Raw genomic sequence first — 13,832 nt, forward strand, 5'->3', positions numbered from 1 at the left:
CAAGGATGGACGCGGCGGTGCCTTAACGGGGATCATGTGCCGATGAGCGACGCCTTCCCCACCAGCAAACTGCCGCTCGCCGACGGCGACCTGCTGGCCGCCGTCGACATGGGCTCGAACAGTTTCCACATGGTGGTCGCGCGCTACGTGCTCGGCCAGCTGCGCATCGTCGACCGCCTGCGCGAGACCGTGCGCATGGCCGAGGGCCTGGACCGCCGCGGCGGCCTGTCGCCGGAAGTGCGCCAGCGCGCCCTGGATTGCCTGGCCCGTTTCGGCCAGCGCGTGCGCGACATCCCGCCGCAACGCGTCCGCGCCATCGCCACCAATACCGTGCGCCGCCTGGCGGTGCCGCAGGCATTCCTGATGCCGGCCGAAGCCGCGCTCGGGCACGCCATCGAAGTCGTCGCCGGCCGCGAAGAGGCGCGCCTGATCTACCTTGGCGTCGCCCACGCGCAGCCCTCCAAGCCCGGCGAGCTGCGCCTGGTGATCGACATCGGCGGCGGCTCGACCGAATGCATCATCGGCTCCGGCTTCGAGGCGATCGAGCGCGAAAGCCTGCAGGTCGGCTGCATCGCCACCACCCGCCGCTTCTTCGAGAACGGCAAGCTGTCGAAGAAGAAATGGCGCGACGCGCTGACCGAGGTCACCGCCGAGTTCCAGCAGTTCGCCGGCACCTACCGGGCGCTGGGCTGGGATGAAGCGCTGGGCTCGTCAGGCACCAACAAGGCGATCGGCGACATCTGCGCGGCAATGAAGCTCACCAAGGGCGCGGTCACCGCCGAAGCGCTGCCGGTGCTGCGCGATCGCCTGCTGCAGGCCGATCGCATCGACGCGATCGAACTGCCCGGGCTGTCGTCCGAGCGCCGCCCGGTGATCGCCGGTGGCGTGCTGATCCTGGAGGCCGCCTTCGATGCGCTCGGACTCAAGCGCATGGCGGTCAGCAAGGCGGCCATGCGCGAGGGCGTGCTGTACGACATGCTCGGCCGCGGCGGCGTGGACGATCCGCGCGACGCAGCCGTCGCCGCACTCATGCAGCGCTATGGCATCGACGACGGCCAGGCACGCCGCGTGGAGGCCACCGCGATGCGCCTGTTGGAACAGATCGCGCAGGCGTGGCAGCTCGATGCCGACGACCGCCTGATGCTGCAGCGCGCCGCGCGCCTGCACGAGCTCGGCCTGGCCATCGCGCACAGCCAATACCACGTGCACGGCGCCTACGTCGTGGAGAATTCCGACATCGCCGGCTTCTCGCGCCAGCAGCAGCAGTTCCTGGCGGCGCTGGTGCGCACCCATCGCCGTGGCATTCCCAAGTCGGCCTTCGATGCCCTGCCCGACCGCCTGCTCACGTCGGCCCGCCGCATCGCCGCGTTGCTGCGCCTGGCCGTGCTGTTGCATCGCGCCCACGAGGCCGACCCGATACCGCAGCTCGACGCGCGCGCCGACGGCAACGCGCTGACCATTGGCCTGTCGCGCCGCTGGATCGACATGCGCCCGCTGGTGCGTGCCGACCTGGAAGGCGAGCCGCACGACATGGCCGGTCTGGGGGTCGTGCTGAAACTGGAAGCGATCTGACGCCGCTGCCCGTCCCGGCGTTCGCCGGGACGATATACGGTCGATTGCACCTTGTGCGGCGCGCTACTTGTGCAGCGCCTCGCGCAACTTCGCCGCGCGCACCAGCACCTTCGGCGGCGTGTGCTCCTCGGGGATCGAGAAGATGCCGATGCGGCGCAGGAACAATCCCGCGGCGCGCGTCGAGGTCAACGCGACAATCGGGATCGACAGCAGCAGCCCGGCGATCACCGGCGCCATCCATGCCGCCAGCGAGGGCGAGACCATGAAGGCCATCCAGCCGGCCACCGCGCCCAGGATCGTCACGCCCGCGTAGCTGCGCACCAGCCCGGACCACGGCAGCGTGCCGTCGTCGCGGCGCTGCGCGTCCCAGCCCGAGTCCTTGCCCGCCAGCACTTCGGCGACGCCGCGCGATTGCACGTACATCGTCACCGGCGCCATCAGCGCGGCCAGCAGCGTCTCCAGGATCATGCTCAGGAAGGCACGGACCGCACCACCGCAACCGCGGCGCGTGTCGCGGTCGAAGAACAGCGTCAGGTAGCCCATGAACTTGGGCGCCAGCAGCACCGCCATGGTCAGGAAGAACACCCAGACGAAGCGCTCCGGGTCCTGGTCGTGCCAGTAGGCGGTCGGCGAGAAGCCCGGCAGCTGCAGGCTGTCCCAGGCCAGCCCGGCGTGCTGCAACGGAATGGCCAGGCCGATCAGCATCAGCATCGCCCACATCGGCGACGTGAAGTAATGGCCGATGCCCATCATCAGGTGCCAGCGGCTGACCCAGTGCAGGCCCCTGGCCGGCAATACCGCGCTGTGCTGCAGGTTGCCCTGGCACCAGCGGCGGTCGCGCACGAGCATGTCGGTCAGCGACGGCGGACCTTCTTCGTAGCTGCCGCCCAGGCCCGGCACCATGTGCAGCGCCCAGCCACCACGCCGCAACAATGCGGCCTCGACGAAGTCGTGGCTGAGCACGGTGCCACGGAAGGGCTTGATGCCGCGCAACTCCGGCAGGCCGCCCTGGTCGGCGAAGGCCTGCGTGCGGATGATCGCGTTGTGGCCCCAGTAATTGCTCTCGGCGCCGTGCCACCAGGCGATGCCGTGGGCGATGACCGGCCCGTACACGCGCCCGGCGAACTGCTGCATGCGCGCGAACAGCGTGTTGCCGTTGACGATCATCGGCAGCGTCTGGATCAGCGCGACATCGGCATGGCCTTCCATCGCACCGGCGAGTCGGACGATGGTCTCGCCAGTCATGAGGCTGTCGGCGTCGAGGATCAGCATCTGCGGGTAGCCGCCACCGAAGCGGCGTACCCATTCGGCGATGTTGCCGGCCTTGCGTTCGCGATTGTCCGGACGGTGGCGGTAGAACAGCCGGCCGTGGCCGCCGGTGCGTTCGCGCAGGCGGGTGAAGGCGCGCTCTTCGGCGGCGCGGATGTCGGCATTGGTCGTGTCGCTGAGGACGAAGAAATCGAACAGCGCGAGCTGCCCGGTCTCCTGCAGCGATTCGTAGATCGCCTGCAGGCCTGCGAGCAGCCGCTCGGGCTCTTCGTTGTAGGTCGGCATCAGCAGCGCGGTGCGCGAGGCGAGTATCGGCAGCTCTCCCTGGCGGGTCAGGCCGAGGCGGCCACCCTTTCGCGTGAGGATCAGCGTGAAGCCCGCCAGCGCACTGACGAAGGCCTGGGCGATCCATGCGAACAACGCCACGAACAGCACCAGCAACAGACCTTCCAGGACGTCGGTTCCGCTGCCGCGCAGCACCCACCAGATCTGATAGGCGGCGACCAGGGTCAGCAAGCCGGCGCCACCGATGACCAGCGCGCGTCGCCAGGCCATCCCCCCGGGCGTGGTCGGCAGCTGCCGATTGGACAGCTTCCCCTTGCGCAGGGTCTGCACCGGCATGGATACCGGCGTTTCCACCGGCAGCCAGGGCGACGGCGCGGGCGCGCCGGTGCTGGCGGTGTCGGGTGTGATGGTCACGCCGTTCACGCCGTCCACCGGTACAGCCAGGTCTCGGTGAGCGGGCCGGACTGATCGCCAAGCACTGCGCGAAGCTCGATGCTGCGCTCAGCGCCAGGCTGCAATTCGAAGGCCAGTCGCCAGCCGTCGGCGCCGGGATTGGCGTGGGCGGTGACGTGGGCGACCTTGCCCTTGTTCGCCGTGACGTCGGCACGCACGGGTGCGCCATCAGCCAGTCCCTGCAGGCGTCCACCGGCGAAATCGATCACGACCAGGCGTGCGCCGCGCTTGGCATCGGCCTCGGCGGCGGCCGCGGCGCCGATACGGGTGCGCGTGACCGTCGCCAGCTGCGGCAACCAGGCGTGCTGGTCGCACCAGTGCATGCGGTAGTCGAAACGGTGCTCCTTGCCCGCAGCCAGTGCCTGGGCGGGACGCCAGAATCCGACGATGTTGTCGTGGAACTCATCGGCCGTCGGCAGTTCGAACAGGTGCACCGCGCCGGCACCCCACTCGCCCTGCGGCTCGATCCACAGGCTCGGTCGCTTCTCGTAATGGGCTTCGCTGTCGGCGTAGTCGGCGAATGCGCGCTTGCGCTGCATCAGGCCGAAACCGCGCGGATTGACGTCCTCGAACGCACTCTCCTGCAGCACCGAGGGATTCTGCAGCGGTCGCCAGACCTGCTCGCCCTTGCCGTTGACCAGGGCCAGGCCATCGGAGTCGTGCACGGCCGGTCGGTAATCGTCGATTCCGACGCGATCGTTGGAATCGAACTGGAACATGCTGGTCAGCGGCGCGATGCCGACCTGGTCCAGCGCCACGCGCGGGAACAGGCGCACGGATACGTCGAAGACGGTCTCCGCGCCAGGGCGGATCACGAACCGGTAAGCGCCGGCAACGCTGGGGCTGTCGAGCAATGCATGCACCACGGCATGGTCGGCGCCGGGCGCCGGCTGCTCCAGCCAGAAGCTGCGGAACACCGGGAACTCCTCGCCCGCCGGCGCACCGGTCTTGAGCGCCAGGCCGCGCGCGGACAAGCCATAGGCCTGCCCCTTGGCCACGGCGCGGAAGTAGCTCGCGCCGAGGAAGGCGCAGATCTCGTCGAAGTATTCCGGGCGGTTGATCGGCGAATGCAGGCGGAAGCCGGCGTAGCCCAGGTCGGTCTCCTTCGGTGCGGCGGTGCCGTCGAAGGTGAACTGTTCGGGCCGATAGACCACCGGCGTGGCGGTTCCGCCGGCCACGGCGTAGATATCGACGCGGTCGCGAAAGAAGAAGCCACGGTGGAAGAACTGCGCCTGGAACGGCAGCGATTGCCCGCGCCACAACGCCTGCGCCGGATTGAAGCGGATGCCGCGGTACTGGTCGTAGCCGATTTTCTCCAGCGACGCCGGCAACTGCTTGCCCTGCGGGAGGAATGGCCTGGCCGCCAGCGCGCGCGCCAGCGAAGCGACGGTGTCGGCATCGAACGGCGTCGCCGCCGCAGGCGCGGCCATCGCGCGCGAACCGGCGACGGAGAGCAGCGACAACAGGGGCCAGGACACTCCGGCCAACAGCACTTCGCGTCGTTGCACGCGCTCTCCTCAGGTTTGGGTGACAGTTAACCATTCATTTTATGGGTTGGTTTGTTAACGCCGCCGCGACGTGCGGCGCAACCCGGCCATGCACGCACCGGCAAAGACCCGGGTAACCGTTTTCATCGGTGCCGTCATCGCCGCGTCACCGTCCTGCCATCCCGGTTTCACCGCGCGGGCCCACCCTTGCGCAAACCGGGAGCCACGCATGCGTTATGCGATCGTCAGCGAAACCTACCCGCCCGAGGTCAACGGCGTCGCCCTGACCGTGCAGGGGCTGGAACAGGGTCTGCGCGCACGCGGCCACGACGTCCACGTGGTCCGGCCGCGGCAGGGCGACGACGACGCGGCGACGATTCACGAACTACTGGTGCCCGGCGCACCACTGCCCCGCTATCCCGGGCTGCGCGTCGGCTTCCCGGCCACGCGCCGGTTGCGCGAGACCTGGCAGGCGGTGCGCCCCGACGCCATCTACGTCGCCACCGAGGGTCCATTGGGCTGGTCGGCATTGCGGGCGGCGCGGCGACTCGGGATTCCTGCGGCGACGGGCTTCCATACGCGCTTCGACGAATACATGCGCGACTACGGCGTCGCCTTCCTCGCCCAGACCGCGCTGCGCTGGATGCGCAGGTTCCACAACAGCGCCGACGCGACCCTGGTGCCGACCCGCGAACTGGCCGAGTTCCTGCGGTCGCGCCATTTCGACAACGTGGTGCGCCTGCCGCGCGCGGTCGACACCGTGCAGTTCGATCCGCAGCGCCGCGACTTCAGCCTGCGCGCGCAGTGGGGCCTGGGCGACAACGGCTTTGCTGCGATCTACGTCGGCCGCATCGCCGCGGAAAAGAACCTCGACCTGGCGGTGCGCGCGTTCCGCTCGCTGCAGCGCGCGCGGCCGGAAGCCTGCTTCGTCTGGGTCGGCGACGGCCCGGCGCGGGCGAAGCTCGAGCAGGACAACCCCGATTTCATTTTCTGCGGCGTGCAACGCGGCGATGACCTGGCCCGCCACTTCGCCAGCGGCGACCTGTTCGTGTTCCCGAGCCTGAGCGAAACCTTCGGCAACGTCACCCTGGAAGCGCTTGCCAGCGGCGTGCCGACGGTTGCCTTCGACTACGGCGCCGCGCGCGAATACCTGCGCGACGGCATCCACGGCGCAGCCATCGCCGACGGCGACGAGGCCGCCTTCATCGCCGCCTGCACGCGCATCGCCAACGACGACCTCAGCCGCGGCGCGATGCGCATGGCGACCCGCCTGGCAGTGGCCAACCTGCGCCCGGAACAGGTCGCCCACGACTTCGACGCGTTGCTGCACGAACTGGTGCAGTCGCGCCGCAGTGCGGGGGTGGCGTCGCTGCCCTCCATTGCGCCGGAACAACCCGAACGGGAGGCGTCATGAATCGTCATTCCCTGCATCGCATGCTGCACCGCCCGGCGCTGCACAAGCGCCTGATCGACGGCGACTCCGGCTGGTGCCTGCGCGCCAACCGCTGGGGCGAAGGCGGCCGCTCGCGCACCTGTTTCGCCCTGGTCAGCCGGCTGGGCGATGGCGTGTTCTGGTATTTGCTGATGGCGGTGCTGATCGCCGTCGACGGTTTCCACGGCCTGGCCGCGTCGGCGCACCTGGCGGCAACCGGCCTGATCGCCTTGACGCTTTACAAGTTGCTCAAACGCTGGACGCGGCGGCCGCGTCCCTTTGCCTCCGACCAGCGCATCCATGCCTGGGTGGCGCCACTGGACGAATTCAGCTTCCCCTCCGGGCACACCCTGCACGCAGTGGCGTTCAGCCTGGTGGCGATGGCGCACTACCCGATGCTGGCGTGGCTGCTCGTGCCGTTTACCGCCAGCGTCGCCGCCTCGCGCGTGGTGCTGGGCCTGCACTATCCCAGCGACGTGCTGGCCGCCACCGCGATTGGTTCCGCGCTGGCGGGGCTGTCGCTGTGGCTGGTGCCCGGGGTGACGCTGTTCTGACCGGCCGCGCTGTCATGCGGCCACGCGGTCAGGCAGCCTGGGCGCGAACCACCTTCGCCCGCGCCACGCTCGGGAAATACTGGCTGGCCCAGTCGCGGTCGTTGGCCACCTGCGCCTGGGCGCGGCTGGCTTCGAGCGCGGCGAAATCGAGCGTGGCCACCGCCCAGTGCTGGTCGCCGCGGGTCTGCACGATCATGCCGTCGTGCGGCAGGCCGACATCCATGGGGGCGATCAGCGCCGCTTCGCCGGTGTTGACGTCGAGCGCGGGGCTCCAGGGCGCGTGGCCGGCAGTCACCGACTGCGCGACGAAGCAGCGGTTCTCCAGCGCACGCGCCAGGCAGCCCACGCGCACGCGCGTTGCGCCGGCTTCGGTGTCGGTGCAGCTGGGCACCACCAGCAGGCGCGCGCCGGCTTCGCACTGCGCGCGCACCGGCAACGGGAACTCGCTGTCATAGCAGACCGCGACCGCGCTGCGCACCGGGCCGGTCTCGAACACCTTCAGTTCGTCGCCCGGTTCGATGACGCCGGCGGACTTCTCGAACCCGGTCAGGCGCAGCTTGTCCTGCCAGACGTGGCTGCCATCGGGGGCGAAGGTATAGCTGCGGTTTCGGTAGCGGCCACGGCCGAGATCGAGCAGGAACGTGCCGGCGACGACGTGCATGTGGCGCTCGCGCGCCAGCCGCGAGAACAGGTCCAGCCAGTGGCCGTGCCAGGCCTGCAGCGCCGCCAGCGAGGCGTGCAGGTCGCCACGGGTGTGGGCGTCGAACATCGCCCCCAGTTCCAGCGACAGGTACTCGGGCAACACGGCCATCTGCGCACCCTGCTGGCGGGCTTCATCCAGCCAGCGCGCCTGCTTGCCGGCAAAGGCGGCGAAATCGTCGGGGGCATCGACGGTGTACTTGGCCACCGCCACTTTCAGGCTGCCAGCCTGTGTGCCAACCGGCGTGCCGAAGCTCATCGCGTTCGCTCCAGTGCGCGCAACCAGAAGGTCAGCGAATGATCGACCACGACATTGCCGGCCTCCCGCCAGGTCAGGTGCGCCTTCAGCTCCGGGCGCTGGCGATAGCCGCGCTTGCTCCAGAATGCCTCGTTGCCGCGATGGAAGGCCGGGCGGCGCGGATGGCTCTGCTCGCGGTCGACCGCACAGAACGCCGTCCACGCATAGTCGCCGTAGCTGCGCGCGTGCGCCTCGCGTTCGTCGAAGAAGCGATGGCCGATGCCGCGGCCGCGGTACTGGGGCAGCAGCACCGACTCGCCGCAATAGAACACATCCTGCGGATCGATCGAGGTGCCATCGAAGGCATCCAGGAACGAACTGGACTCGGCCGCCAGCGGCATCCCGGTCGAGGCCCCGACCACCTGCTCGCCGTCGAAGGCCAGCACCACGATGCTGCGCGGCGACTGCAGGTAACTCTGCAGGTACTGCGCCTCGTAGTCGGCATCGCCGTCGTAGAGGTAGGGCCAGTCGCGGAAGACTGCGATGCGCAGGCGAGCCAGGTGATCCAGCCACGGCGCGATCGCCGCGCCGCTGTAGCTGCGCACCTGCAACGCGGCGGGCGCTTCAATGGAGTTGGCATCCATGACGTACATCGTTGGGATCCCCGGTGTCGCGATGATGGGTTGGGTGGATCTGCGGTCTTTCGAAACTCGGACCATGACTAACGCGGCCGCAGGCTGAGCCCACGACCGCGTTCATGATCACTCACGCAACGGCGGTCGCGATCCGGCCAGCTGGTACCAGTCGACCCGGCGGGTGACCACCATGATCGCGGCCAGGACCAGGAACAGCAGGCCGGCGCCGAGCACCAGCGCGTTGTCCTCCGACACCAGCAGTCCGTACAGCGCAGCATAGAGCGTGGCGAGCATGGCGGCGAAACCGACGCCGCGGCCGGGGCTGCGCAGCACCGCGACCAGGTAGAAGCCGAGCAGGCCGATGCAGGCCAGGCTGGCGACCAGGTAGGCGATGGCGAAATCGATGTGCTCGCTCAGGCTGACCAGCAGCAGGAAGAAGATCGCCAGGGCCAGGCCGACCAGGCCGTACTGGATCGGGTGGATCGGCAGCTGCTTGATCAGTTCGAAGATGAAGAATCCGACGAAGGTCAGCAGCACGAACAGGATGCCGTACTTGCTGGCGCGGTCGGCCTGGGTATAGATGTCGACCGGGTCGATCAGCGACACGCCGACCGCATCGATCCCGGCCATGGCCGCGATGCCGCTGTCCATGTCGGGCAGCAACTGCCCCTGCAGGTACTGGCGCTGGGCGTTGCTGGCGACCGAGGCGATGTCCCAGTCGGCCTTGAAGCCGGACGCATCGAGCTCATGCCGCGGCGAGCTGCCACCGAAGCTGGGGTGCTGCCAGCTCGACTGCAGGGCGAAGTGGTTGCTCTTGCCCAGCGGCACCAGCGCCAGCGATTCGGTGCCGCCCAGGACGATGTCCAGCTCGGTGTCGAGCGTGAGCATCTGACCTGACTGTGGCTCCGGCAGGCGCACGTGCAGGCCGGGGCCGCTGCGGCTGCCGATGCCCTCTTCCACCGAAACGATGCGCCCGTCGATCCGCAAACGCGGCGACGCGCGCAGGCCGCGCACGTCGGCAATGGCGTAGCTCAGCCAGGGCTGGCCGATCCGGCGCGGCGCGGCGCCGGCGGCGGGGATCTGCGCCTGGAAGCGCGCCCTGGCCTTGCCCTGCCACTCGTAGACGCGCACTTCGTGCAGGCCACGCTTGCGCGTGCTCGGCCGCATCGGTCCGCGCACGTCGAGCGTGGTCGGGAAGAAGGTCCATTGAAGGGTCACGTCGCGCTGGACCTTCTGCACGTTGCCGTGCTTGTCGGTCTCTTCGACCTCGACGGTCTCGGTGTATGGGACCACCAGCACCGGGCCTGCGAACGACTGCACGCCGGCATAGCTGCGGGCGATGTCGGCCACGGCCTGGGCGCGGTAGTTCTGGCGGTCCTCGATGACGCCGCGGATCATCGTCAGCGGAACCAGGATCGCGACGGTCATCGCGACGACCATGGCGATCTTGAAGGCAAGGCGCATGTGCAACTCCTGTCGGGGTATGGACGACAGGATCGGCGGCGAACGCGGGGCGACGATGGCGCCACGGTGAAGCGAGGGTGAAGTGAGCCGTGACGTGAGCGGTGAAGTCGCGGCGTCAGCCCGGCAGCACCAGGCGTGCCACCGCGCCACCGCCGTCGCGATTGCGCAGCGTCGCCTCGCCGCCGTGCAGCGTCGCCACCTCGGCGACGAAGCACAACCCCAGGCCGCTGCTGCGACTGCCGTTGCCCGGCCGCGGCAGTGAGTAGAAGCGCTCGAACACGCGGCCCTGTGCGTAGTCGGGAATGCCGGCGCCACGGTCGCGTACCTCCAGCACCTGGCGCTCGCCTTCGCGCTGCAGCACCAGCTCGATGCGACTGCCTGCCGGGGCGAAATCGGCCGCGTTCTCGATCAGGTTGATCAACGCCTGGCGCAGCAGGAACGGATCGCCCTGCAGCGATGGCAGACCGGCCTGCAGGTCGACGTCCAGCGCGACTCCGGCCCGCGCCAGCCGCGTCGCGCACTGCGCGACCGCCTCGTCCGCCAGTGCCGCCAGCTCCACCGGCTCGGGCTGCTCCAGGCGCTGGCGATGTTCGACCGCAGCCAGCGCCAGCATCTTGTCGATCATCTGCGCCAGGCGATCACTCTGGCCGCGGATGGCGGCGGCAAAGCGGATGCGGTCGGCCTCCTCGAGCGGCCCCTCGAGCAGTTCGGCGCTGCCGCGGATCGCCGCCAGCGGGCTCTTCATCTCGTGCGTCAAGGTGTGCACGTACTGCTCGACGTACTGCTTGCCTTCCAGGCGCGCACGCATGGTTTCCAGCGCCTGGCCGAGGTCGCCGAATTCGCCGGCGGCATCGGGCAAGGTGACGCGCTCACCAGCCGTGACGCCATTGGCGTAGCGGCGCAACTGGCCAAGCTGGCGCGACAGCCACCACGCGGCGATCAACCCCACCAGCAACGACACGCCCAGCAGCAATGCGCCCCAGCGCAGCACCACGCCCTGGCTGCGCGCGATGAACGGCTCGATCGCGCTGTTGGGCTTGGCCACCGTCAGCACGCCGATCACCTTGCCGTGGCCGTCGCGGATCGGTGCCGCGACATGCATGACGGTCGAGTCGGGACTGGAATACTGGCTGCGGGTGGAGCGGGCGCCGTAGCGACCGCGCAGGGTCAGGTAGACATCGTTCCAGCGCGAGTAATCGGCGCCGACGTCGCGACCGCTGCTGTCGAACACGACGATGCCACGGGCGTCGGTGACGTAGATGCGGTACTGCGAGGAGCGCTTGCCGAAGCCCCAGATCCTGGCGCCGTAGTCGCGTCGCGCCATCGCCCGCACCCGCCGGGCGAAGTCGCCGTCATCGATGCGGCCGGCGATGAAGTCGTCGCTGGCGAGCTCGGCGAGGACGTTGGCGGTGTCGACCAGGGTGTCTTCCATTGCCTGGCGCACGCCCGGTTTGACCTCGGCGACGAACACCTGCGCCAGCAGCAGACCCGCCAGCGCGACGATCAGGAAGTAACCGAGGAAGATCCGCAGGCCGATCTTCATTCGTGTGCTGTACCGGCAATGGTGGCGTCGGCCTCCAGCGAGTAGCCGAGGCCGCGATGGGTGCGGATCGGGTCGGCATCGGGCGCGACGTCGCGCAGCTTTGCCCGCAAGGTCTTGATATGGGTGTCGACGGTGCGATCGCTGCTGTCCATGGCGTCGCCCCAGACCCGGTCCATCAACTGCGTGCGCGACAGCACCGCGCCCGGCCGCTGCAGCAGCGCGGCCAGCAACCCGTACTCGTAACGCGTCAGGTGGAGCAGGTGGCGGCGGTAGGTGATGCGCTTGCCTTCCGCGTCGTGGACGAAGCCTGTGGTCGCCGTTGGCGCGTCGTGGTGCATGCGGCGCAGCACCACCCGCACGCGGGCGACCAGTTCGCGCGGTGAGAAGGGCTTGGTCACGTAGTCGTCGCCGCCGATTTCCAGGCCGAGGATGCGTTCGGCTTCGGCGTTGTGGGCGGTCAGGAAGATCACCGGCAGGTCGCGACCGCGGCGCAGCTCGCGACACAGCGCGAAGCCACCGATGTCGGGCAGGCCGACATCGAGCACCGCCAGGTCGAAGTGCTCGGTGCGCGCCAGGGCCAGCGCATCGCGGCCGGTGAGGCAGTGCGACGCCTCGAATCCGTCCGTGCGCAGGGCATGCACGACGATGTCGGCGATGGTGGGTTCGTCTTCTACCAGCAGGATGTGCATGGGGCGGCGGTGGCAAACCCGGGGCGTGTCGGGCAAGCGTAGCAGCCCCCTCGCCGCGCCCGTAACGGCGGGTGCGTGTAGATTGTGCGGGTCCCCGCTCCCCCGTGCCCCATGAATTACCGTCACGCGTTCCACGCCGGCAACCATGCCGACGTGCTCAAGCACATCGTGCTGCTGGCGATCTGCGACGCGCTGGTCGCCAAGCCGGCGCCGGTGTTCGCACTCGATACCCATGCCGGCCGTGGCCTGTACGCGCTCGACAGCAATTCGGCGCAGCGCACCGGCGAGGCCGAAGGCGGCATCGGCCGGCTGATCGCCGAAGCGCCCAAGCACCCGGCCATCGCCCGTTACCTGGCGGCGATCCGTGCCTGCCGCCACGATCATGGCCAGGCCAGCTACCCCGGTTCGCCGTGGCTGCTCGCCCATGCCTTGCGCGAGCAGGACCGCATCGCCGCCTGCGAGCTGCAGCCGGAGGAAGCGGGTCAGCTGAAGGCGGTGTTCGAACGCGATCCGCGCGTGGCCGTGCATGCCCGCGACGGTTACGCGGCGATGAAGGCGATGCTGCCGGCGCGCATCGGCGAGACGCGCTACAACCGTGGGCTGGTGCTGATCGATCCGCCCTACGAGGCGCAGCTGGAAGAATTCGACACGGCCATCGCGGCGCTTCGCGACGGCATCGCCCGCTGGCCGCAGGGCACGTTCGCGCTGTGGTACCCAATCAAGCTGCGCCGTGCGCTTCAGCCGTTCTACCGCCGCGCGGCGGCGATCCCTGCGAAGTCGTCGTTCGTGGCCGAGCTGCAGGTGCGCGCCGACGATTCGCCGCTGCGCATGAACGGCAGCGGCCTGCTGGTGCTCAACCCGCCGTGGCAGCTCGACCAGACGCTGGCCGGTGCGCTGCCCTTGCTGGCCAAGGTGCTCGGCGAAGGTCCGGGCGCGGCCAGCCGCGTGGACTGGCTGGTGCGGGCGGACTAGGTCTCGCCTTTTTGCACGGTCCGTCATCCCAGCGAACGCCGGGATCCAACTTGCTTGATTGCGGCTGTTACGGCGTTTGCGACTGTCGCGCGTCGCGTGCTGCGGAACGGCGCCGTCCACCACGCCGGGGATTGCTCCGCCCCTTAGTCGGACATCCTTGTCCGATGCGGGGCGCGGGACATCCATGTCCCGCTGCTACGCAATCCCCGGCGCGGTGAACGACGCCTCGGCAATTCGTTTCATGGTCTGCGGCTTTTGCGCGTCGTTCCCGCGAAGGCGGGAACCCATGGACGTGCGGCGGGCCCAGAACAATTTGCGGTTGCACAGGCAACGCAACGCCCATGGATCCCCGCCTTCGCGGGGATGACGGGCAGCTAGAAGCAACGTCACTGGGTTCCCGCCTTCGCGGGAATGACGGACCTGGAGCAACGTCACCAAGTTCGCGACTCCGCGGGGAGTGACGGTGAGCCCCTCTCCCGTTTGCGGGAGAGGGGTTGGGGTGAGGGACGCCGGAGACAGTGAAATAAATGCCCGAGCGTC

Annotated in this window: 11 protein-coding genes; 4 read left to right on the plus strand and 7 right to left on the minus strand. The window is 69.2% G+C overall.

What is annotated here, in order from left to right; genetic code table 11:
• Window positions 1-42: 42 nt before the first annotated feature.
• A complete protein-coding gene (gene ppx / locus AC1DER_RS05415; RefSeq protein WP_441815025.1) occupies window positions 43-1,572 on the plus strand; it encodes an exopolyphosphatase in 1,530 nt (509 codons plus the stop codon).
• A 63-nt stretch (window positions 1,573-1,635) separates the two neighbouring features.
• Here the strand turns inward: ppx and mdoH are convergent, their stop codons facing one another.
• The gene (gene mdoH, locus AC1DER_RS05420) at window positions 1,636-3,558 is read right to left on the minus strand and encodes a glucans biosynthesis glucosyltransferase MdoH (RefSeq protein WP_477246480.1); all 1,923 of its coding nucleotides are present in this window, start codon (window positions 3,556-3,558) and stop codon (window positions 1,636-1,638) included.
• Window positions 3,546-5,087: an OpgD/OpgG family glucan biosynthesis protein gene (locus tag AC1DER_RS05425; protein ID WP_477246482.1), complete on the minus strand. Its 1,542-nt coding sequence runs from the start codon at window positions 5,085-5,087 to the stop codon at window positions 3,546-3,548. The genes mdoH and AC1DER_RS05425 overlap by 13 nt, the downstream gene beginning before the upstream one ends.
• 208 nt (window positions 5,088-5,295) lie before the next feature.
• On the opposite strand from AC1DER_RS05425, the gene AC1DER_RS05430 reads away from it, so the two are divergent.
• Both AC1DER_RS05430 and AC1DER_RS05435 read left to right on the plus strand, forming a co-directional pair.
• Window positions 5,296-6,480 carry a glycosyltransferase family 4 protein gene (locus tag AC1DER_RS05430; protein ID WP_477246484.1) on the plus strand — a complete coding sequence of 395 codons (1,185 nt, stop codon included), beginning with the start codon at window positions 5,296-5,298 and terminating at the stop codon, window positions 6,478-6,480.
• Window positions 6,481-6,500: 20 nt separating this feature from the next.
• Window positions 6,501-7,052 carry a phosphatase PAP2 family protein gene (locus tag AC1DER_RS05435; protein WP_477246519.1) on the plus strand — a complete coding sequence of 184 codons (552 nt, stop codon included), beginning with the start codon at window positions 6,501-6,503 and terminating at the stop codon, window positions 7,050-7,052.
• A 28-nt stretch (window positions 7,053-7,080) separates the two neighbouring features.
• Here the strand turns inward: AC1DER_RS05435 and AC1DER_RS05440 are convergent, their stop codons facing one another.
• The 5 genes from AC1DER_RS05440 to creB form a co-directional block, all read right to left on the minus strand.
• Entirely contained in the window at window positions 7,081-7,971 is an 891-nt protein-coding gene (locus AC1DER_RS05440) for a carbon-nitrogen hydrolase family protein (protein ID WP_441815230.1), read from the minus strand.
• Between the two features lie 35 nt (window positions 7,972-8,006).
• The gene (locus tag AC1DER_RS05445; protein WP_441815029.1) at window positions 8,007-8,633 is read right to left on the minus strand and encodes a GNAT family N-acetyltransferase; all 627 of its coding nucleotides are present in this window, start codon (window positions 8,631-8,633) and stop codon (window positions 8,007-8,009) included.
• Window positions 8,634-8,750: 117 nt separating this feature from the next.
• Window positions 8,751-10,088, minus strand: a complete 1,338-nt coding sequence (gene creD / locus AC1DER_RS05450; protein ID WP_477246486.1) for a cell envelope integrity protein CreD — start codon at window positions 10,086-10,088, stop codon at window positions 8,751-8,753.
• Window positions 10,089-10,203: 115 nt separating this feature from the next.
• Complete coding sequence (gene creC, locus AC1DER_RS05455; protein WP_477246488.1) at window positions 10,204-11,631, minus strand: two-component system sensor histidine kinase CreC; 1,428 nt, start codon at window positions 11,629-11,631, stop codon at window positions 10,204-10,206.
• A complete protein-coding gene (creB, locus tag AC1DER_RS05460) occupies window positions 11,628-12,320 on the minus strand; it encodes a two-component system response regulator CreB (RefSeq protein WP_477246490.1) in 693 nt (230 codons plus the stop codon). Before creB ends, creC begins: the two co-directional genes overlap by 4 nt.
• A gap of 111 nt (window positions 12,321-12,431) precedes the next feature.
• On the opposite strand from creB, the gene AC1DER_RS05465 reads away from it, so the two are divergent.
• The gene (locus AC1DER_RS05465; protein ID WP_477246492.1) at window positions 12,432-13,292 is read left to right on the plus strand and encodes a 23S rRNA (adenine(2030)-N(6))-methyltransferase RlmJ; all 861 of its coding nucleotides are present in this window, start codon (window positions 12,432-12,434) and stop codon (window positions 13,290-13,292) included.
• Window positions 13,293-13,832: the final 540 nt, after the last annotated feature.

Source organism: Lysobacter sp. 05T417 (genome assembly GCF_056396405.1).